A 21,324-nucleotide genomic window follows, 5' to 3' on the forward strand; every position below is an offset into this window, starting at 1 on the left:
ATGTAGTATAATCAGTTAAATTGTATGGTTTGTTCGATAAAATACCAAAATTTCGATATATCCGGAGATAGCATTTTAAGAATGATGTAAAAAAAAACCCTTTTAACAAAGGGCTTTTTTTAGAAAAGTAGGTGAGTAAAATTTGGTACTAGCTTTTTATAGGTTTGTGTCGGTTTGGGGAAACCCACACTTTTTTTAGGTTAAGTTCATGGATTGATTTGGGGTCAACACTATCACTTAATTACAATGTAAAGATATGTCTCGAGGTCGATAAGCCCTAAATTATGTTGTGAACACGACCATAAATGTGGTGAAAAAATTAACGGTACGATTTCCTCGATGAATGGCACTTTTATTACGAGATGACAAACGCTAAAAAATACATTCAAACTAAAAAACGCCCTTTTTTCAAAGAGCGTTTTTTTTTAGTTAAGTAGGTTTTGTAAAATTTGGTATTAGCTTTTTATAGGTTTGTGTTAGTTTGGGGAAACTCACACTTTTTTTCGGTTAAGTTCAGGCGATGATTTGGGGTCAACACTATCACTTAATTACAATGTAAAGATAGCTTTCAAGGCCCAATGGCCCTAAATTATGTTGTGAACACAACCATAAATGTGGTGAAAAAATTAACGGTACGATTTCATCGATGAACGGCACTGTTCATCAACATTTTAGGCCAACTAATATTGGTCCAAATGTTCTGGATAGAGAAAGTTATTGTACGGAAAACGCGTGATATGGATATCCCTGACCACATTATAGACCCTTTTACGGAATTCATCGAGGTTTTCTTTGTTTAAGGCTGAAATAAACAAAGCGTTCTCGCCTATGCGTTGCATCCAAGTACGTTTCCAATCCTCGATGGTAAAATGTTTGTTGGTTCTTTCCGTAATCAGATCATCTTCATCTATGGTTTGGTGATGGTATTGGTCTATTTTGTTGAATACCATAATGGTCTTTTTGTCGGCACTGTCGATTTCTGCCAAAATTTTATTCACAGATTCGATGTGTTCCTCAAAATTGGGGTGTGAAATGTCGACAACATGCAGTAAAAGATCAGCTTCCCGAACTTCATCCAATGTGCTTTTGAAACTTTCGACCAACTGCGTTGGTAGTTTTCGTATAAATCCAACGGTATCACTTAGTAAAAAGGGAAGATTGCCAATAACAACTTTTCGTACCGTGGTATCCAAAGTGGCAAAAAGTTTGTTTTCCGCAAACACATCGCTTTTGCTAATAACGTTCATTAAGGTAGATTTACCCACATTGGTATATCCAACAAGGGCGACCCTAACCAATGAGCCCCTATTGCCCCTTTGGGTTTCCATTTGCCTATCGATTTTAGAGAGCTTTTTCTTAAGCACGGAAATTCGATCCCGTACGATACGTCTATCCGTTTCAATTTCGGTTTCCCCAGGTCCGCGCATTCCTATCCCCCCTTTTTGTCGTTCCAAGTGGGTCCATAAACCGGTAAGTCTTGGCAATAGATATTCATATTGTGCCAACTCTACTTGGGTTCGGGAATAGCTGGTCTGGGCACGTTGTGCAAAAATGTCCAGGATAAGACTCGTGCGATCCAATATTTTACACCGCAATTGCTTTTCTATATTGCGTTGTTGTCCCGGGGATAATTCGTCATCGAAAATAACCGAACCGATCTCATGTTCATCGACAAACGCTTCGACCTCTTTCATCTTGCCACTACCGATCATCGTCTTTGGATTGGGAACGTCAATACGTTGGACAAATCGTTTAACAACTTCCCCTCCTGCCGTATAAGTAAGAAACTCCAACTCATCAAGGTATTCCTTCACCTTATCTTGGTCTTGATCTTTATGCATAACCCCAATGAGGACAACTTTTTCGTATTCTATGGATTTCTTTTCTAACATAGTTATATTTAATGTGCAAATTTACACAATACTGACCTAGCTATTTTTGTAAATTTGATTCCTCTTAATTCAAAGGCATGATATTCTTCCCCTTCAAGAAAAAAAAGAAACATAGTTTGCATACGGTGGCCTTCTACAATCTTGAGAATCTTTTCGATACCATCGATGATCCCGATACCTTGGATGACGATTTTACTCCAAAAGGATACAAGAAATGGACCCCTAAGCGCTACAGGAAAAAAGTACATAAATTGGCAAAGACGATTTCAGAAATTGGCCTGGAATCTACACAACGACCTCCAGCTTTGGTAGGGATTGCCGAAGTCGAGAATGAAATGGTCGTCCAGGATTTGATCAATGCGGATCCCCTGAGAAACATCGCTTATAGTTATGTGCATTACGATTCCCCTGATGAACGAGGCATAGATACCGGTTTATTATACCATAAGGATCATTTTGAGGTTCTTTTTTCCGAACCCATTCCCTTATTGGTTTATAATCTGGAGGGGGAAAGAGATACCACAAGGGATATATTGTATGTTCATGGAAAACTTAATGGAGAGCAAGTACATGTCTTCGTAAACCATTGGCCTTCCCGTAGGGACGGCGATATTGCCACCGAGTATAAAAGATTGGAGGCCGCTAAGACCATTAAGTCGAAAATGGCCCAAATCGATGAACAATATCAAAATCCCAATTATATCATTATGGGAGACTTTAATGATAATCCCGATTCTAAAAGTATTCAATGGTTGATAAAAGACACAGATCTTTATAATCCCATGGAGAAATTAGGTTCCCCTCAAAGAGGTAGTGCCAATTATAGAAGGAGTTGGAGTTTATTCGATCAGATTATCGTTTCCCATAATTTCTTTAATTATAGCAAAGGCACCCATAGTTTTGCCCATGCCAATATTTTTGATGAGCATTTATTGACCGAATGGAAGGGTAAATTCAAGGGCACTCCATATCGCACTTATGCTGGGCGTAAGTACTTAGGAGGTTATAGTGATCATTTTCCGGTTTATATCCAATTAAAGTACAATGCTTAAGCATTGCTTTTAAACTCCGGTTTTATACTCTTTCCCATAAAGAGGGTGCTTAACTTGTTACAATGATCTTCAAGAAACTCTTCGACTTCTTCAATAAATTCCAAGGGTTTTTCCTTCCTGTTGATGGTTAAATGAACGACCAACGCATCAACTGCGGGGGGATAACCCGTGGTAATGGTCCACGCCAAGGCATTAGGACATTCCTTCAGGACAAAACGCAGTCCACCTTTAATGATACTGCGCTCTAAGGTGAACTCGCCCCAAATTCCTCCTATGAATGCGGTTTTATCATCTAACTGATCCAACAATATTAGTTCATCGGACATTTTTTCAAGATTTTCCAAGGTTAGGGTCTCTGTAATTGAATCCTCAGAAGTTTCGACATCTACAATTCTAAAAAATTCCATAGTGCTTTTTTTTTGGGTAATCCATCATTATACTGATCAGTATTTTTTATTTTATTCAGATTTTTTTGATTTCAGCATCTACCAATAATTCCTCATTGCGCAATCGTAAGAAAACTTGGGCGGTTGTGACCACATCAAGTTCACAGTAGGTAATGATCCTCTCCAAATCCTTTTCCCCATAGTACACATCACGAACCATACTGCCATCGATATCTTCTTTAGGTGAGGGGATTCCTAGGATATTGGCCATCAGTTTTAAGGAGGTATAATGTTTGTAATCCCCGAACTTCCATAGTTCCATGGTATCCAAATGGGGAACCTCCCATGGTTTTTTCCCGAATAGATCCAATTTATAAGGTAGGTTTATACGATGGATGATCATACGCCTTGCGATGTAGGGAAAATCGAATTCCTTCCCGTTATGTGCACAAAGTAGGTTTTTGGGATATTTAAAATGGGTATTCAAAAGGTTTTTGAAATCCTTGAGCAATTTTGATTCTTCCCCATGAAAAGTGGTGACCCTAAACTCCCTTTTATCCCCTTTGATATGGAAATACCCAACGGAAATACAAATGATCTTTCCAAATTCGGCCCAAATCCCGGCACGGTCATAAAACTCTTCCGCCGTAAATTCCTCCTTGCGTTGGTACTGTGATTTGTGTTCCCATAATTCCTTTTTGACATCATCCAACTCATCGTAATCCGCTACTTCAGGAACGGTTTCGATATCTAAGAACAGGATATTTTCAAGTAGAAGTTTCTGTAACATACTTAAATATACAAACAAAATCGGACATGGTACACAGGCTTTATTTAGGTAATAAATCGATACTTATAAATGAAAATGGAGGGATTTCCATAAGGGGTCAAAACCGACCGAGCGGTCTGTGACCTATGGCTTATTTAGGCCGTCTAAGACCTTAATGACATATTTAGAGCCAAAATTGTTCGGTGAAATACACGATTTGACAATAATTCGGGTTCTTATTTTGTAAAACAGACCATACGGTCGGAAAATCTTAAAATAAGGATTGCTGCTTTGCCGGGCTTTCGTGGTTCAACAACCATTTTTTACGATGTAGACCCCCTGCATACCCAATCAAGGATCCATCACTGCCAATAACACGATGGCACGGAATGACGATCCATAAAGGATTTTTTCCGTTTGCAGATGCAACGGCCCTAATGGCTTTTACATCGCCAAGCGTTTTGGATAATTGTAAATACGAAACCGTTTTTCCATATGGAATTTCTTGTAATGCGACCCAAACCCTTTTTTGAAATTCGGTACCAGTAGGGTTTAGGTTTAAACTAAAGGTTTGCCGTCGCCCATCAAAATATTCCCCCAACTGGTAAACGGCATCCTCCAGGACCTCGGGTATTACATCACTCACCGGGAGTTTATCATCCAAAACCGTAATGGAAGCCAATCCATCTTCATCACCTTCCAATTTGGCGATACCCAAGGGCGTATGTATGAAAGCTGTTTCCATTAGTCAATGTTGGCATCCTCATCTATCAATCCAAGGCGTTTTGCCCGTACTTTCCAATTTTCCCGGGCCAGGTGTTGTAAATCGTCCACATTATCGCTTTCGTCAACGATTTCGAGCCCAAGGAGTGTTTCTATGACATCTTCCATAGACACCAACCCGCTTACCGAGCCATATTGGTCGACGACCAATGCGATGTGTTGTTTTTGTGAGATGAAGGTTTCAAATAAGTCTGGAATGGGTTTATTGCGGTCTACCACAAGAATGTCCCTTTTTATGCTCGATAAAGGTAGGTCGCCATTTTCATTGATCATTTCCTCCAAGACGGTATCCTTTAACACAAATCCGACGATATTATCAACCTTTTCCTTGTAGATTGGGATTCGGGAAAACCTAAGTTTTGGGTTCTCATCAAAAAATGCCTTGATGGTTTTATTTTCTGGAGCGATTTTCATTACCGTTCTAGGGGTCATGACATCCTTGGCCAAAATTTCATCGAACTTCAACAAGTTTTTTATGACGATGGATTCAGATTCCTGAAACACGCCTTCCTCATGGGCGATGTCGGCCATAGCCGTAAAATCTTCCCTACTCAGGACACTACCGTGATGTTCTTTACCCCCGACAAGTTTGGTAAAGAGCTGTAAGAGCCATAAAAGCCCTGTCCATTTCAAGATTAAAACCATTATTTTAAGCGATTTCGCCGTGAAATTCGATAATTTCTTCCAATAGGTAGCGCCAATGGTTTTGGGAATGATCTCGGAAGCTACCAATATTAATACGGTCATTACGGTTGAAACAACACCAACCATAAGATCTTCGGTAAATTCGATTCCTAAAATGGTCCGTTGGGTACTGCCATATAAGTTTAAATAGGCCACTTTAGCCTGAACACCGACTAAAATAGCGCCGACCGTATGGGCAATGGTATTCAAGGTAAGAATGGCAATCAAAGGTTTGTCCACATCTTTCTTAAGGGCTTCCAATGTATTGGCATACGCCTTTCCCTCCTTTTTCTTTAGGTTGATAAAAGTCGGTGTTATACTCAACAATACCGCCTCTAATATGGAGCATAGAAAGGAGAAAAAGATGGAAATAAATGCGTAAAAAAACAGTAATCCCATAAGTTTGGTTTGCGCGGACTAAATTAGTAATATTTGAAGTTTAATCCGGTATAATCGATTGATAAAACACTTGTTGCAATGCGCCCCTTATATTAAGGTCATACAGATTTCGATGCTCCCGTGTCGGATAAACCCGATTGGATAGAAAAATAAATACCAATTGGTTTTCGGGGTCGGCCCATACGAAAGTCCCTGTAAAACCACTATGTCCAAAACTTTCTGGACTGGCCTCTGGGGCGGGATAGGCATTTTCCAACATCAGGGTATCATTCCCCAACAAGGGTTTGTCAAAACCTAATCCCCTTCGATTTTCATTGTCGGGATATTGTACCCGGGTAAAATCTTTCAAGGTCGCTTCTGAAATAAACCGATGCCCGTTGAACGTTCCGAAATTCTGATACATCTGCATGAGTTTGGCCAAATCGGTGGCTGAAGCGAACAGACCGGCATTACCTGATATGCCGCCCAAAAGGGCGGCGTTTTCATCATGAACCCAACCCTCGGTAAGGGAATGCCTAAACAGGGTGTCCATTTCGGTCGGTACTATTTTGTTCGGGAAATTCTTGGTTTTAGGCCTAAACCCTAGAGTAGGTGTTCCCAAGGGTACATAAAAGTTTTGGGTAAGATAGGCATCATAGGTCATACCCGTTAACCGTTCAATGAGCTCAGGGAATATCAAAAAGGTGAGTCCCGAATAGAGGTATTTTTTTTCCTGGTTGACCTTCGACCGCTTGATGATGCGATACATTTTATGGTTAAAGCGGTTTTTTACGAATAAATGATCATAGGCCTGATTGCTAAATCTGGAATTCGGTCGTGTTCGAACGAACCGTCTTTTTAACTTCCCATTTTTTCGGATAACTTCGTTCAGAAATACAATATAGGGTGTAAGCCCCGCCTGGTGCGCCAATATTTCCCGTAAGCTAAGGTCTTTTTTGTCCTTACTGTTTTTCCAATCTGTCCAATAGGTACTAAAAGGTACATCCAGATTCAGTTTCCCCTGATCTACTAATTTCATGATAGCAAGCAAAGGTGCAGCAATTTTGGTCACGGAGGCCAGATCATAATGGTCTTCATTTGATACCGGTTGTATACTATCGTAGGTATGATACCCGTAACTTTGATGGAATACCACCGTACTATTCTTGGCTACCAAAACCTGGGCGCCCGGGAAGGCCTTATTTTTTATACCGTTCGTTATAATGGAATCGGCTTTCCGATAGACGAAAGTGGAATCCATTCCCATAGCAGTAAGTGTTCCGTAAGCCAACCCTTCATGGTTAATGATCTTGAGCGAAACCTTCGTATCCTCCTGTGAATAGGCATTAGCAATAAATAAACCAATAAGTATAAACAATAGTTTTTTCATATGTAAAGCATAAAATCCATATATTGGAAAATAAATGCCAACAGGCTTAGGAATATCAAGAGTCTTTAAATTACTAACCAAGTAGTCGTACCACGTCTTTTGCAAAATAACTGGCAATAATATTGGCCCCGGCCCTTTTTATGGCCAAAAGTTGTTCCATCATCACCGCATCATGATCCAACCATCCTTTTTCAGCAGCCGCTTTCAACATCGCATATTCACCGGACACTTGATAAACGGCAATTGGCACATCGACCTCGTTTCGTATCTCACGAACAATGTCCAAATAAGCGATTCCAGGTTTTATCATAACGATATCCGCACCTTCATCAATATCCATCTGGGTTTCGCGTATCGCCTCGAATCTATTGGCAAAATCCATTTGATAGGTTTTTTTATCCTTGGGTACATTTTTAATGTCCACTGGGGCCGAATCTAGGGCATCACGAAAAGGGCCATAAAATGAACTTGCGTATTTTGCACTGTAACTCATGATTCCCGTATTCGTAAACCCTTCATCTTCCAAGGCTTCACGAATCGTTAGGATTCGACCGTCCATCATATCGCTTGGGGCCACAAAATCAGCTCCAGCTTCGGCATGGGAGACACTCATCTCGGCCAAAACTTCTACGGTTTCATCATTTAAGATCTGTCCGTTACCCACAATACCGTCATGGCCATAGGACGAATAAGGATCAAGGGCTACATCGGTCATGACCAACATTCCTGGGCAGGCGTCTTTGACCTTTTTAATCGCCAACTGCATCAATCCGTTGGGGTTCAGGGCTTCTGAGCCTTTATTGTCCTTAAGGTTTTCCGGCACTTTTACGAAGAGTAAAACAGCGCAAAGGCCCATTTTCCAAAGTTCCTTGACCTCATTTTCCAGTTGGTCCAAACTTAAACGGTAATAGTTGGGCATGGAAGCGATTTCCTCTTTTATGCCTTTGCCTTCTACGACGAATAAGGGAACCAAAAAGTCATCTGGGCCAATACTCGTTTCCCGTACCAATCTTCTGATCGATTCTGAGGCACGTAATCTTCTGTTTCTTATGATTGGATACATACTATTGTTTAAGCTTTAAAGTTAATTATAATTAGGCTAAACTACTATTCTGATTCCGCACACGCCAAAATCTTATGCAAGGCATCATCAAGACCGTGTTTCTCCCATAATTCCATATCCTTTTTAATTTTGGTCGCATTTTGGTCTGCATCGATATATTTTTTTATCGATGTGATCAAGGGGTCATCCAGGGTATTGATCTTTAAAATTGATTTTCCTCCCGGGATACAAAGATCATTTTCATAATCAAAGCAGAAAACCAATACCTTATCGTCCTTTTTTAAATCAAGGCCATCAAAACAATCGGAGACAAAAAACTGCTGGTTGGCATAGGTTTTTGGACCTAAATCCTTTATTTTAAATACCCGGTCGATCTTAATGAATCCTTTTTGTGATTTGTATAAGGGACCGGCTTCATCAGTAGGTTCAAGGATATCGATAATAGTACCACTGAACACCAAAGAAAGCTCATCCCCGCATTGTCCTAAAAATGGTCCTGATTCTGGCCACCAATAGGTGTATCCTACGTCTAAAGTATCCTGGTTAAATCCTATTTCGATATCACTTTTGTTTGGTTTTGACCTCTTGCAAGAGGTAAAACCGAAACTTATAAATAAGACCATTAGAAATAGTTGTTTTCGCATAGCTAAAATACTATAAAATCCAGTTTTTAGGCTGCTTTAAAACCTGAAGGAGTCTTTCTTCCTCACTGCCTACTTCGGCATGATGGTCATAGCGCCATTGAACATGGGGTGGTAGACTCATAAGTATACTTTCAATACGACCATTGGTTTTTAAACCGAATAGGGTTCCCTTGTCATGCACCAGATTGAATTCCACATAGCGCCCACGTCTAATTTCTTGCCAATCGCGTTGTTCTTTTGAATAGGTAAGCTTTTTCCTTTTTTCGACAATCGGGACATAGGCTTCCAGAAAACTATCCCCTACCGTAGTTACAAAATTATACCAATCGTTCATATTCATGGTCTCGTTTGCTTTGCAATAATCGAAAAAGAGTCCGCCTACACCACGAGCCTCATTTCTATGGGCATTCCAGAAATAATCATCGCATTTTTTTTTGAAAGCCGGGTAGAATTCTGGATTATGGGCATCACATGCCTTTTTACAAACGGTATGAAAATGTACAGCGTCCTCATCGAACAGATAATAAGGGGTCAGGTCTTGTCCCCCGCCAAACCACTGGTCAACGATTTTTCCTTGGTTATCATACATTTCAAAGTATCGCCAATTGGCGTGAACCGTAGGAATCATTGGACTTTTAGGATGCAGTACCAAGCTGAGTCCGCAAGCAAAGAAATCGGCGTCCCCCACACCAAAATAGGTTTGCATACTTTCCGGGAGCGCCCCATGCACGGCTGAAATATTGACCCCTCCTTTTTCAAAAACAATCCCGTTTTCAATAACCCGAGTTCGACCACCGCCTCCCTCGGGCCGTTCCCAAAGATCTTCGCGAAATTTTGCGCTACCATCAACAGCTTCCACTGCGGTCGTAATGGTATCCTGTAGTTTTTGGATGTATTCGAAGAATTTATCTTTCATTTTTGAGGATGCTTTATAAAGGGGGCGCCAAATCGTGGGTTTAGAGCAAGTACTTCAATAATTGCAAGTAGGCAATAGTAAGTAAAACCAAAAGCAATTACAACATGAGGCATTTCATTAAATAGCCTGACCGCATCTGAATCCCCGGGATACCCTATTTCTTGCAATGTGTCCATGGTCATTCCCCATTTTGGTACATGTTCACTTCCAAAAATAAAAGGAAATATTAGCACAAAATATGCCAGAGCCGCCAGAATTGACTTTAGAATAGTTTGCTGCTTTAATACCTTTGGGACATCTGAAAAGGCAAAACGCATTCTATTAAATACGACCAACAAATAAATTAATAAGACAATTGGATCTTGAGCAGCTGCACTAAAAGCCAATGCGAATAAACCATAAAATGGTAAAAGGCCATAAAGTGAGATCTTTTTTGGCATTGTGGACATGAGTACTCCCGAGTGTATCATTATAAATTCAAAGATTACCAAAATGCCCATTGTAATGATTTTGGGAGTATCACCAATAATTGGATTATGCCAAAGACGATAAAATTGAAATGCAATGATCAGCGTCATCAATAGACCGGCATATTCAAACTGACGATTGTATCTTTCTATGATATTCATCATTTATTATCAATAGGAGCAAGATTCATGCGTACAATTCATAAAGTTCCATATCCAGGGCATCCTCACCAGGGGGTGTATGTTCTTTCAATAAGGTTCGTTGCCAGATGTACCCACATTTTTTCGCAATCTTTACGCTTGCCAGATTTGTTTTATGGGTGATAATTCGAAGATCGGTAAGTCCTAAGGTGTCAAAAGCGTAATTCGTAAGTGCCTGTACAGATTGTGTTGCCCAACCCCTTCCTTCAAATTGATAGCCGATACAATAAGCCAATTCTGCCTGTTTCTTGTCCCAATTAAGTTCTTTAATATACACAAGCCCAATAATCGTTCGGCCCTCCTTTTCCTTGAGTTTAAAAAGAAACTCTTCCTTTTCCTGAAATTGTTTTACTTTCTTCGAAACAAAAATCCTCGATAGGTCAGGGGTAAGGTTCTGTTCTAGTGTTTTTGGGAAAAAACGTTTTAACCGTTCCGTATTTGCAATACTGAAATCGCAGAGTTTCCAAGCATCCTCCTCGGCAATGGGTTCTATAAAATAGGCATCGAAGTCAAATAGCATTAAACCAAACGGTATTTTTTATTGTGTGGGACTTTTATATTCTTTTACGGCATCTACGAAGGCTTTGGCATTCTCTAATGGAATGTTCGGAAGAATTCCGTGACCTAGATTCGCAATGTATTTGTCTTTCCCGAATTCATCGATCATCCGGGTTACCATTTTTTTGATTTCCGAAGGAGGGGACAACAATCTGGCCGGATCGAAATTACCCTGTAAGGTAATATTTCCACCCGTTAAATATCGGGCGTTTTTTGGGGAGCATGTCCAGTCAACACCCAAGGCAGCCGCACCGGATTTGGCCATCCCACCCAGAGCGAACCAGCAGCCCTTACCAAAGACGATGACCGGGGCCTCATCTTTCAAGGCATCTATAATCTGCTGAATGTATGTAAATGAAAATTCTTGATAATCGTCAGGGGAAAGCATTCCGCCCCAAGAATCGAATACCTGTACCGCATTGACACCCGCCCTTACTTTGGCTTTGAGATAGGCAATGGTCGTATCGGTTATTTTCTGCAATAATTCATGGGCGGCAATGGGTTGTGTAAAACAGAATTCCTTCGCCTTGTCGAACGTCTTGCTCCCCTGCCCTTGCACACAATAGCAAAGGATCGTCCATGGTGATCCAGCGAAACCGATCAAAGGAATCCCATCGTTCAACTTCTCTTTGGTCATTGTAATGGCCTTCATTACATAATCCAATGTTTCATTGACATCAGGGACGATAACATTGTCAACGGCTTTTTGGGTTTGTATGGGATTAGGTAAATAAGGCCCAAAATTAGGCTTCATCTGCACTTCTATGTTCATGGCTTGTGGGATAACCAAGATATCACTGAAAAGGATAGCGGCATCCATTCCGTACCTGCGAATGGGTTGCACCGTAATTTCGGAAGCCAACTCAGGGGTTTGGCAACGGGTAAAGAAATCGTATTTTTTTCGTATTTCTATAAACTCAGGCAAATAACGCCCTGCCTGCCGCATCATCCAAACTGGTGGTCTATCGACAATTTCGCCTTTTAGGGCTCTTAAGAATAAGTCGTTTTTCATCTGCTTAAGTTTATTTTTATTATCGGTCAGATACAATTCACCAATGAATATCCAGATTTATCAAGTATTGTTATGGCCCATTTCATATCTTATTCTTCTCTCTTAGCCTTTGCCCTTTAGGTATTTGGCATTAACCAAATCAATTACACTTTCCATATCGGGAATTTTGGCAACATATACCTCTGAAAAATGCTCCCGGGCCACCTTAGCCGTGCTTTCGCCAATACAATAGGCAATTATATCCGTTCTGTTCAATTTTAAATAGCTTTTGATGGTTGACGGACTGAAAAAGAGTACCCCCTTTACATTCGGAGGAACTTTGACAGGGGTGTGCTTGGTTTTATAGGCTTCAATCTCGTTCACCGTAATACCACTATTGGTCAATATATTGGGAAGATCGTCCATACGTAGATTACTACAGAAATAGGTAACTTCGGTCCCTTCCAAATAGTCCACCAAGTATTCCGCCAATTTCTTTGCGTTTTTTTCGAAATGCCGCACTAAGCCAATTCGGGCTTCGATCAACCGTTTGGTGCGTCGACCTACACAATAGATATTTTTGAATTGCAATTGGGAAGCGCTCACATTGGTCAATAAAGCTTCGACCGCATTCTTGCTTGTAATGATGACATTTTGCATTTTTGCCGTCAACACCTTCCTGGGGATACGGGTTGGACTGGTTTTTATAAAATCCTCTGAATCTACCTGAAGGCCACCCTTGAATAATGAGCGTTGGTCTTGGGTCAATTTTTTAGTACAAAATATTTCTATGCTTTTGGTATCACGTTGTACTTCCCCTACTAGGTTTTTGCCCCCGCGGCTTAAAATACTATTGGCACAATCACGGCCTAGGCTTTTATGCTCCCCAAAAGGCGCCGTAAATTCAGCCTCCAATTTTTTGGTTCCGTCAACAGATAGCAACACCCCTTTGAAGGTAACCTCCTCCGTTTTGCTATTGATATAGGCTAGGGCCCCAATAGGGGCACTACAGCCGCCCTCCAACAATCTGAGGAACTCCCGCTCAAGTTGGGTACAAATTTCAGTGGCTTCATGGTTCAATTCTGCACAAGCCTCGAGAACAAAGTCGTCTTTTTCCAAAGCAACCACCATAATCGCCCCTTGGGCCGGGGCAGGCAACATCCAAGTGAGTCCAATGGTATGTTCGTGTTCGAGGCCGATTCGATCTAAACCGGCCGCAGCAAAAATGGCCCCGTTCCAATCGTTGTCTTTAAGCTTTTGCATGCGACTGTTCACATTGCCACGCAAGTCGACCACGGTATGGGTCGGATACCGGTTCAACCATTGCGCTTTCCTTCTCAGACTTCCCGTGGCAATAATGGCATCCCGGCTGGCAAGAAATTCCTCATTGTCCTTATAAGCCAGGATATCGAGATAATTGGCACGTTCCAATACGGCAGCCTGCACAATTCCCTTTGGCAAAGCTGTGGGCACATCTTTCATAGAATGTACCGCAATATCTATATCCCCATTGAGCATAGCCACATCGAGGGTTTTGGTAAAAATACCCGTAATCCCCATTTCGTAAAGAGGCTTGTCCAGCACCAAATCCCCTGTGGACTTAACAGGGACAAGTGTGGTTTGGTAACCTAAGGCTTCAAGCTTGTTTTTAACGGTATTTGCCTGCCATAGTGCCAATTCACTATCGCGTGTGCCAATTCTTATGCTTTTGCTCATTGGGATTTTATTTCTAGCTGAAAAACTTTTTGAATGAGCTCAAGACTGTCCTCGGCATCCCCATTGGCATCCTTTAGATGATTTGCAAACTGCTTTGTTATTTTTTGAATGATACGGTCTGAAATAACATCGGCTTGTTCCGTATTGAAATCGGTAAGTTTTCTGGATTGATAATCCAACTCCTCTTCCTTCATGGTATTCAATTTCTTTTTCAAAGCTTTGATTACAGGAGCGAATTTTCGGGTTTCCAACCATTGGATAAATTCCCGTTTTATATCCTCGATGATACGTTCTGCTTGCGGTATAAACTGTTTTCGACGCTCTAAAGTCTCATCTGTCATTTGTGATAAATGGTCTAAATGGATAACCGTGACGTTATCAAGATCGGAAACATCATCGGCCACATTCTTTGGAATCGAGAGGTCCAATATCAGCAAGGGTTTCTTGGTATAGATCAATTCCTTTGAAATCGTCGGGGAATGGGCCCCTGTAGCAACCACCAATACATCGGTATTTCGAATCTCGGTTTGCAGATCACCATAGTCCTTGACCACTAGATTAAATTTGCCTGCAATTTTTTCCGCTTTGGTCTTAGTTCGATTGATCAGGGTAATTTGTGAGTTCTGGGTATGCTTGATAAGGTTTTCACACGTATTCCGCCCAATTTTCCCGGTACCAAAAAGCAAAACACTCTTGTTGGAAATATTCTCAACATTCTGAAGAATGTATTGTACCGAGGCAAAAGCAACCGAAGTGGCCCCGGAAGAGAGGTCGGTCTCATTCTTGATGCGTTTACTCGCCTGGATCACCGAATTGGTAAGCCGTTCCATAAACGGATTGGCAATATCATGCTTTTTAGAACGGTTGAAGCTATGGCGTAATTGACTTATGATCTCAAAATCCCCTAAAATCTGACTGTCCAAACCTGTGCCCACACGGAATAAATGGGAGATGGCATCGTTGTTTTTATACACATAGGCCACTTCCTGGAAATCTTCAAGGGTACCTTGAGTGTTATCGCAAAGTAGCTTTATCAATTGAAAAGGATGTTGGGCAAACCCATGCAATTCGGTACGGTTACAGGTAGAAGTAACCAGTAAACCATCTATATCCTGGGCTTTGGCCTGCTTTAAAAGATTATCTATGGAGGATTCATCCAAGCTGAATTTACCCCGAATGTGCGCATCAGCTTTTTTATAACTTAGACCAATGGTATAAAATGAATTATGCTTGGAAATGTGGTACGCTTTCATAAATTTGTTCGAACGGTCACAAAAATAGGAGCATCATTCGAATAAAAATAACGCTTGAGGAACAATTAGTATCGAAATTCGGGATTTTAATCCCAATTCGTTGTAACTTCCCGCTAAACGATGATTTAATGGCTGTTCAAAAGAATTTAAATTAACCTTATTTAGAATACATCTAAATAATATTTCTATTTTTACGCGCTATGGAAAAAGAAAATGTCGCTCAAGGATCCTACACGGAGGTGTTGATCGAAAACGGCTTTTACGTATTGAAGCTACAGAATGATACGCTGGCAAAGCAAAGGGTCACCCGTGAGATAGATAGTACTTTCATTCAATTTCATTTCTGTTTAAAGGGTAATGCTAAATTTATCTTCAATGAGGGCATGTATGCCCTTGAAGTTTCCGAGGAAAACTCCCTTTTATTATACAATACACAGGTAGATTTACCCATGAATATGGAAATGGCCCCCAATTCTTGGATGGTTTCCATAGTCATGACCATTCAAAAATTTCATTCCCTGTTTTCAAAAGAGGCTGATTATATTCCGTTTCTAAGTGCTGGGAACAAGGAGAAAAAGTATTATGCCCAAGAAATGGTTACGCCTGCCATTGCCGTGGTTTTAAGCCAAATAATGAATTATAACCTACATCCTTCGATAAAGGAATTGTATATCAAGGGTAAGGTCTATGAGCTTATTTCACTTTATTTTAATAAAAGTACGGATGCCGATCTGGAACAATGTCCGTTTTTAGTCGATGAGGATAATGTAAAACGAATTAGACAGGCCAAGGAGATTATGATCAGCCATATGGCCGAACCCCCATCATTACCTGAATTGGCGAAACAGGTCGGACTGAGTTTAAAGAAACTGAAGGAAGGTTTTAAACAGATATACGGGGACTCGGTCTATAGTTTCTTATTCGATTATAAAATGGAACATGCACGCCGATTATTGGAGACTGGCCAGAACAATGTGAATGAGGTGGGATTAAAGGTGGGATATAGCACATCGAGTCATTTTATAGCTGCCTTTAAAAAGAAATATGGCACCACCCCCAAGAAATACGTGATGTCATTGGCGAAATCATGATGAAAAATGCTAAATGTGCCATGCTTTAGCGGATTTTTACATTTCCGACCGATCAGTCTGTACCAATGCTAGGCGTGAATCATCGTAATCCCAACCAAAGGGACGAAAATCGCTAAAACATCGGGGTAGTGCATCGATTTTTCCTTTAAACCTTCTTTGGAGTACCCAAACAGACCCATCGGTTTGTTTTCCAATGCAAAAGATGCGCCTTCAGTTGATGCGGGCCACCATAATCCCCGTGTTTTTATTGACTTTTTTGAGATAATCGACCAGTGGTAGTTCAGAAACCTCAACCTCTCCCGAAGATGAGGCATGCAAAAGGTGGATCCTTCCATCCTTTTCCCTTGATGCGATACCGGTATGGGTAATATCCAACCCTTCAATAGAGGTAGTGAGTGCGATGATATCCCCCGAACGGATCAAATGTTCATTGGCTTCAATCTGATCTTGGGGCAAGTAGCAAATGGCTTCATTGTTCAGAAAGTTTTCGGAAGCCTTTATCTTTTCAAAATTCATGTCATCGACCAAAAAGGGATATAAATCCCTATGGGTGCTCATAAAATTGATTTCCTTGGTAATCTCCTTTCCCCCTATCTCAGAGGTCATGTCCGTTATCAATCCTTTTTGTTCATTATTGGCGATCCACTCCGAAAAATAATGGAGTCGAGAGGCGTATCCATCGAGCTTGCCGTTTTTATACCGAATGGTTTCTAAAACCTTGGCAAAAGAATCAAAATCTGTCTTTTCTTTCTGTAATAGTAGGGTGAAAGCCAGGACATTTTCAACGAAGGTGGTACAATCCAGCCCTTGAAGATTGACCACTAATGTTTCGGTCTCCCCTATTTCCAAGGTTTTTGCCACATAAGGGGTCTGTAGAAAGGTTTTGCCTACCGATACCATAGTTTTTCCCAAATCCTTTTCCAATAAACCATCAATCGCGATGATCTTATCCTCAAAAGCCTGTTTGTCCTGGGCGGAACAGGTAATTTGTTGGGTATAGCCCAGGGCTACCGCAAAGAAGCATAGTAATATAACATAGGGGGCTGCTTTTTTCATTTTCTTAGGATTATAGAGACAAAAATAGCAAATAGGATGCCATTTATTCCACTTTTTCATTTGCTTCCGCTTTATTCAGGTAAATACGGGTATGGGCCAAGCTTTCCGGATAGTTCTTTTGTAGAAAAACAATCAATTTTTCACGCACCATGACCCGGAGATCCCAGGCCGACGATGAATCCTTGGCACTCATCAAGGCACGGACCTCAACGTAATTGGCCTTTGAATCGGTTACCTGGATGTTATTGACTTCCCCATCCCAAAGATCGGTGGATTTCAAGATTCGGGTCAATTCCTTGCGAAGCGCATCAAAAGGAACCTTATAATCGGTATACAAAAAAACAGTACCCAAAATATCGGCAGAGGTCTTTGTCCAGTTTTGAAAGGAATTTTCAATAAAAAAGGTGGAAGGGACGACCAATCTTCTTTTGTCCCATATTTTAACAACAACATAAGTTAGGGTAATCTCTTCGATCCGGCCCCATTCCCCTTCAACGATTACGACGTCGTCGATTTTAATGGGTTGTGTAATGGCAATTTGAATGCCGGCCAAAATGGTACCTATCATTTTTTGGGCCGATAAACCAATGATGATTCCCGCAACCCCGGCCGAGGCAAAAATACTCACCCCTATTTCGCGTATGCTTTCAAAGCTCATAAGGGCAATGCCTAAGGCAAGAATAATAACCACGAATATGATAATCCTCTCCAATATATTGAACTGGGTCGTGACTTTCCTAGCCTTAAGATTGTCTGAGGTGTGAATGTCATATTTTTCGATAATCCCTTTTTTAACGATCTTTATGATATTCAAGATCAGCCAGGTTGCTCCAAAAATAAACATCAAAGTACTGGCCTTTTTAAACGTATAGGCATAGTCTTCAAGGCCCAGAACATCACGAAGTGATTCCATACGTACTAGAAAGGACAGAAGAATCACGAAAAAGGGAAAGGTTACCTTTTTAAATGCATGTTTGGGGATGACATAATTGGGGTCTTTCCCAAACCTACGTAGTAGTTGTACCATAATGAAATACACTAGGAGAATCAGTAAAAAAGCAACTATCACATAGATGAGCGACTGATTGTCTGTATTTTTGAAAAAAGTATCGATCATTACCTTGTATTTATTTCATTTAGTGAGGGAACATAAATAAAATACCATCAAAACATGTTAAATCCATGTAAAAAATAGATTTTTCCCATAGTGGCATAAGAAACTTATGAAAATAGATCAAGATTTGTTTTAACACAAAACCTATTTTTGTTGCCGACATACATTTGAGCCTTTTGGATAATCAATGGAAGATGATATAATCTTTTTATTAAAAGGAATGCCCGACAAGTTCAAGTGATATAAAACCGTTTAAAAAATGAAAGGAGTCTTATTGGTAAATCTCGGTTCCCCGGATAGCCCCACAGCAAAGGATGTAAAACCCTATTTGGATGAATTCTTGATGGATCCTCGTGTAATCGACGTTCCCAAATGGCTGCGTAATATTATCGTCCGGGGGATTATCTTGCAGACGCGTCCTAAAAAATCGGCCGAAGCCTATCAAAAAATCTGGTGGGAAGAAGGTTCGCCATTGATCGTCATTTCTGAACGCTTTTCTGAAAAAGTGAGTAAGCACGTTGAAATTCCCGTTGCCTTGGGCATGCGTTATGGTAGCATGACCATTAAAAATGCAATCCAATCCTTAATAGATAAGGGCGTGGATGAGGTATTGTTGGTGCCCCTATATCCACAGTACGCCATGTCTTCCTTTGAAACTGTCGTGGTAAAGGCTATGGAGGTCCAACAGCAGTATTTTCCAAATATACAGATCACCACCTTGCCCGCTTTTTATAAGAATGAAGCCTATATTAAAGTATTGTCCGAAAGCATAGCCGAAGGATTGAAGGGTTTTGAATACGACCATATCCTCTTTTCATATCATGGCATTCCCGAAAGGCATATTCGAAAATCAGATCCGACCAAATTCCATTGTAAGATCGATCAATCGTGCTGTACTACCAATTCCGTGGCACATCACACTTGTTACCGCCATCAATGCTTTGATACCACAAGGCGGGTGATCGAGTATTTAGGAATTGATGCCGACAAATTCAGCATTTCATTCCAATCGAGATTGCCCAATGACCCTTGGTTGAAACCGTTTACCGATTTTGAATTTGTACGACTTGCGAAAGAAGGAAAGAAAAGACTTGCGGTAATTACTCCGGCCTTTGTCGCCGATTGTCTGGAAACCTTGGAAGAAATTGCCATGGAGGGGAAACATCAGTTTGAAGAAGCTGGTGGGGAAGCCTATAAGCATATAGCCTGTCTAAATGATAGCGATGCTTGGGTAAAAGTAATGGCAGATTGGATAAAAAGTTGGCATGCTACAGAAGCTTTACCAGCATAGGGGTTAGAAAGTGGGTGAATGAACGGGAGGTAAGTGGGAAATTACCCATAAACTGACCTGCAAGGTGTTCCCCCACGGCGGTGGGGCTCCGTGTGGGTCCGATGACAAGTTCGCCCCATAGGCTTAATTGGACCTAACTTTCGTGGTTTAGACCTACAAGGATTGCTTGTGCCTCTATGATGCCTAGCAGGTCTTAATATTAATTCAAATGGCTAAAGTCACATCAGATCAGCTCGGCACCGAACCCATTGGCCAATTATTGGTGAAACAGGCCGTACCGGCATCTATCGGTATCTTGGTCATGTCTTTGAACATTTTGGTCGATTCCATTTTTGTGGGGAATTGGATCGGTTCCATCGCCATAGCTGCTATAAACGTGGTGTTACCGATTTCCTTCTTTATCGGCGCTCTGGGTATGGCCATCGGTATTGGGGGTTCCAGTATAATCTCTAGAGCCTTAGGGGCCGAAAATAAGCCAAAAGCCTTACAAACTTTTGGGAACCAGATTACCCTGACCCTTTTGGTGACCATTTCTATGGTCATTCTTGGTTTAACGTTTGTCGATGACCTGATTCCCGCCTTTGGCGGTAAAGGGGCCATCTTTGATCCCGCTAAAATCTATTATATCATCGTGGTTTGTGGCGTACCTTTCCTAGCCCTCTGCATGATGGGTAACACGGTAATCCGTGCCGAAGGCAAGCCTAAATTCGCCATGATCGCCATGATCATCCCATCCGTTGGGAACCTGTTCATGGACTATCTTTTTATCTATGTTTTTGACTGGGGTATGGCGGGTGCCGCATGGGCCACGACGATCGGGTATGTCCTTTGTTTTGCCTATGTGCTGTATTTTTTTCTTTCCAAGCATTCGGAACTTAAGGTTACATGGCCCCATTTTAGATTAAAAGCCGATATACTGAAAGAAATCGGTTCCTTGGGTTTTGTTACCCTGGCCCGACAGGCCGTGGTGAGTATCATCTACCTGTTGTTGAACAATATTCTGTTCGATTTGGGAGGCGAGGCCATGGTCGCCGTGTACGCCATCATCGGTCGAATGTTGATGTTCGCCCTTTTTCCGGTCTTTGGAGTAACCCAAGGCTTCTTGCCCATTGCCGGATATAACTATGGTGCCCATAAATATGAACGGGTCAGGGAATCGATCAATACCGCCATTAAATATGCCGCCCTATTGGCAACATTGGTATTTATCGGACTCATGGTTTTTCCTGCCGAAATCGCCTCCTTGTTTTTAAGCAATAAGTCCGACATGTCCGATTTTGAACTCGCCACCAATGCCTTTGTTTTGGAGCACACCCCTTCGGCCATGCGATGGGTTTTTGCGGCGACTCCCATCATTGCCCTGCAATTGATAGGGGCCGCATACTTCCAGGCGGTAGGTAAGGCCGTTCCGGCTTTGTTATTGACCTTGACGCGTCAAGGGTTCTTTTTTATTCCCTTGATCTTGATCTTGCCTCATTTTATGGGAGAACTTGGGGTATGGATATCCTTCCCTATCGCCGATGTGCTTGCCACAGTGGTCACCGGGTATTATTTACGGCGGGAAGTCAAAAGCACTTTGATCGCGTAACCACTGAACAATTTGACGTATTTTTGAAATATTGACTTATT

20 protein-coding genes are annotated in these 21,324 nt (G+C 41.3%); 4 read left to right on the plus strand and 16 right to left on the minus strand.

What is annotated here, in order from left to right; genetic code table 11:
* Nucleotides 1–680: 680 nt before the first annotated feature.
* Entirely contained in the window at nt 681–1,892 is a 1,212-nt protein-coding gene (gene hflX, locus HPE63_RS07060) for a GTPase HflX (RefSeq protein WP_188313551.1), read from the minus strand.
* Between the two features lie 77 nt (nt 1,893–1,969).
* Here hflX and HPE63_RS07065 point away from each other — a divergent pair, with 77 nt between their 5' ends.
* The gene (locus HPE63_RS07065) at nt 1,970–2,944 is read left to right on the plus strand and encodes an endonuclease/exonuclease/phosphatase family protein (protein WP_188313552.1); all 975 of its coding nucleotides are present in this window, start codon (nt 1,970–1,972) and stop codon (nt 2,942–2,944) included.
* Here HPE63_RS07065 and HPE63_RS07070 read toward each other — a convergent pair.
* The 13 genes from HPE63_RS07070 to hemA all read right to left on the minus strand — a co-directional run bounded on the left by HPE63_RS07070 (nt 2,941) and on the right by hemA (nt 15,143).
* Complete coding sequence (locus HPE63_RS07070) at nt 2,941–3,351, minus strand: hypothetical protein (protein ID WP_188313553.1); 411 nt, start codon at nt 3,349–3,351, stop codon at nt 2,941–2,943. The two genes, HPE63_RS07065 and HPE63_RS07070, sit on opposite strands and share 4 nt — an antisense overlap.
* A gap of 55 nt (nt 3,352–3,406) precedes the next feature.
* Complete coding sequence (locus HPE63_RS07075) at nt 3,407–4,120, minus strand: 3'-5' exonuclease (RefSeq protein WP_188313554.1); 714 nt, start codon at nt 4,118–4,120, stop codon at nt 3,407–3,409.
* Between the two features lie 250 nt (nt 4,121–4,370).
* Nucleotides 4,371–4,844, minus strand: coding sequence for a methylated-DNA--[protein]-cysteine S-methyltransferase (locus HPE63_RS07080; protein ID WP_188313555.1), 474 nt, complete (start codon nt 4,842–4,844; stop codon nt 4,371–4,373).
* Nucleotides 4,844–5,965 carry a CNNM domain-containing protein gene (locus HPE63_RS07085; protein WP_188313556.1) on the minus strand — a complete coding sequence of 374 codons (1,122 nt, stop codon included), beginning with the start codon at nt 5,963–5,965 and terminating at the stop codon, nt 4,844–4,846. Before HPE63_RS07085 ends, HPE63_RS07080 begins: the two co-directional genes overlap by 1 nt.
* Before the next feature lie 40 nt (nt 5,966–6,005).
* Nucleotides 6,006–7,334 carry a serine hydrolase domain-containing protein gene (locus HPE63_RS07090; protein WP_188313557.1) on the minus strand — a complete coding sequence of 443 codons (1,329 nt, stop codon included), beginning with the start codon at nt 7,332–7,334 and terminating at the stop codon, nt 6,006–6,008.
* Nucleotides 7,335–7,407: 73 nt separating this feature from the next.
* Nucleotides 7,408–8,397: a porphobilinogen synthase gene (gene hemB, locus HPE63_RS07095; protein ID WP_188313558.1), complete on the minus strand. Its 990-nt coding sequence runs from the start codon at nt 8,395–8,397 to the stop codon at nt 7,408–7,410.
* Between the two features lie 44 nt (nt 8,398–8,441).
* Nucleotides 8,442–9,041 (minus strand): hypothetical protein, encoded by a 600-nt coding sequence (locus tag HPE63_RS07100; protein ID WP_188313559.1) that lies wholly within the window; start codon nt 9,039–9,041, stop codon nt 8,442–8,444.
* 10 nt (nt 9,042–9,051) lie between these two features.
* Nucleotides 9,052–9,957, minus strand: coding sequence for an oxygen-dependent coproporphyrinogen oxidase (gene hemF / locus HPE63_RS07105; protein ID WP_188313560.1), 906 nt, complete (start codon nt 9,955–9,957; stop codon nt 9,052–9,054).
* Nucleotides 9,954–10,589, minus strand: coding sequence for a hypothetical protein (locus tag HPE63_RS07110; RefSeq protein ID WP_188313561.1), 636 nt, complete (start codon nt 10,587–10,589; stop codon nt 9,954–9,956). The genes hemF and HPE63_RS07110 overlap by 4 nt, the downstream gene beginning before the upstream one ends.
* A gap of 22 nt (nt 10,590–10,611) precedes the next feature.
* Nucleotides 10,612–11,145: a GNAT family N-acetyltransferase gene (locus HPE63_RS07115; RefSeq protein WP_188313562.1), complete on the minus strand. Its 534-nt coding sequence runs from the start codon at nt 11,143–11,145 to the stop codon at nt 10,612–10,614.
* An 18-nt stretch (nt 11,146–11,163) separates the two neighbouring features.
* Nucleotides 11,164–12,195, minus strand: a complete 1,032-nt coding sequence (hemE, locus tag HPE63_RS07120) for a uroporphyrinogen decarboxylase (RefSeq protein ID WP_188313563.1) — start codon at nt 12,193–12,195, stop codon at nt 11,164–11,166.
* A gap of 102 nt (nt 12,196–12,297) precedes the next feature.
* Nucleotides 12,298–13,890, minus strand: a complete 1,593-nt coding sequence (hemC, locus tag HPE63_RS07125) for a hydroxymethylbilane synthase (protein ID WP_188313564.1) — start codon at nt 13,888–13,890, stop codon at nt 12,298–12,300.
* Nucleotides 13,887–15,143 carry a glutamyl-tRNA reductase gene (hemA, locus tag HPE63_RS07130; protein WP_188313565.1) on the minus strand — a complete coding sequence of 419 codons (1,257 nt, stop codon included), beginning with the start codon at nt 15,141–15,143 and terminating at the stop codon, nt 13,887–13,889. Before hemA ends, hemC begins: the two co-directional genes overlap by 4 nt.
* 200 nt (nt 15,144–15,343) lie before the next feature.
* Between hemA and HPE63_RS07135 the strand changes: the two genes are divergently transcribed.
* On the plus strand, nt 15,344–16,234 hold the full coding sequence (locus HPE63_RS07135) for an AraC family transcriptional regulator (RefSeq protein WP_188313566.1): 891 nt from the start codon (nt 15,344–15,346) through the stop codon (nt 16,232–16,234).
* A gap of 210 nt (nt 16,235–16,444) precedes the next feature.
* On the opposite strand, the gene HPE63_RS07140 is transcribed toward HPE63_RS07135, so the two are convergent.
* Nucleotides 16,445–17,290: an N-acetylmuramoyl-L-alanine amidase-like domain-containing protein gene (locus tag HPE63_RS07140; protein ID WP_188313567.1), complete on the minus strand. Its 846-nt coding sequence runs from the start codon at nt 17,288–17,290 to the stop codon at nt 16,445–16,447.
* 43 nt (nt 17,291–17,333) lie between these two features.
* Complete coding sequence (locus HPE63_RS07145) at nt 17,334–18,407, minus strand: mechanosensitive ion channel family protein (protein ID WP_188313568.1); 1,074 nt, start codon at nt 18,405–18,407, stop codon at nt 17,334–17,336.
* A gap of 256 nt (nt 18,408–18,663) precedes the next feature.
* Between HPE63_RS07145 and hemH the strand changes: the two genes are divergently transcribed.
* Both hemH and HPE63_RS07155 read left to right on the plus strand, forming a co-directional pair.
* Nucleotides 18,664–19,695 (plus strand): ferrochelatase, encoded by a 1,032-nt coding sequence (hemH, locus tag HPE63_RS07150; protein ID WP_188313569.1) that lies wholly within the window; start codon nt 18,664–18,666, stop codon nt 19,693–19,695.
* Between the two features lie 208 nt (nt 19,696–19,903).
* A complete protein-coding gene (locus HPE63_RS07155) occupies nt 19,904–21,283 on the plus strand; it encodes an MATE family efflux transporter (protein WP_188313570.1) in 1,380 nt (459 codons plus the stop codon).
* Nucleotides 21,284–21,324 lie beyond the last annotated feature (41 nt).

Origin of the sequence: Maribacter arenosus (genome assembly GCF_014610845.1) — a bacterium.
Classification (GTDB): domain Bacteria; phylum Bacteroidota; class Bacteroidia; order Flavobacteriales; family Flavobacteriaceae; genus Maribacter_A; species Maribacter_A arenosus.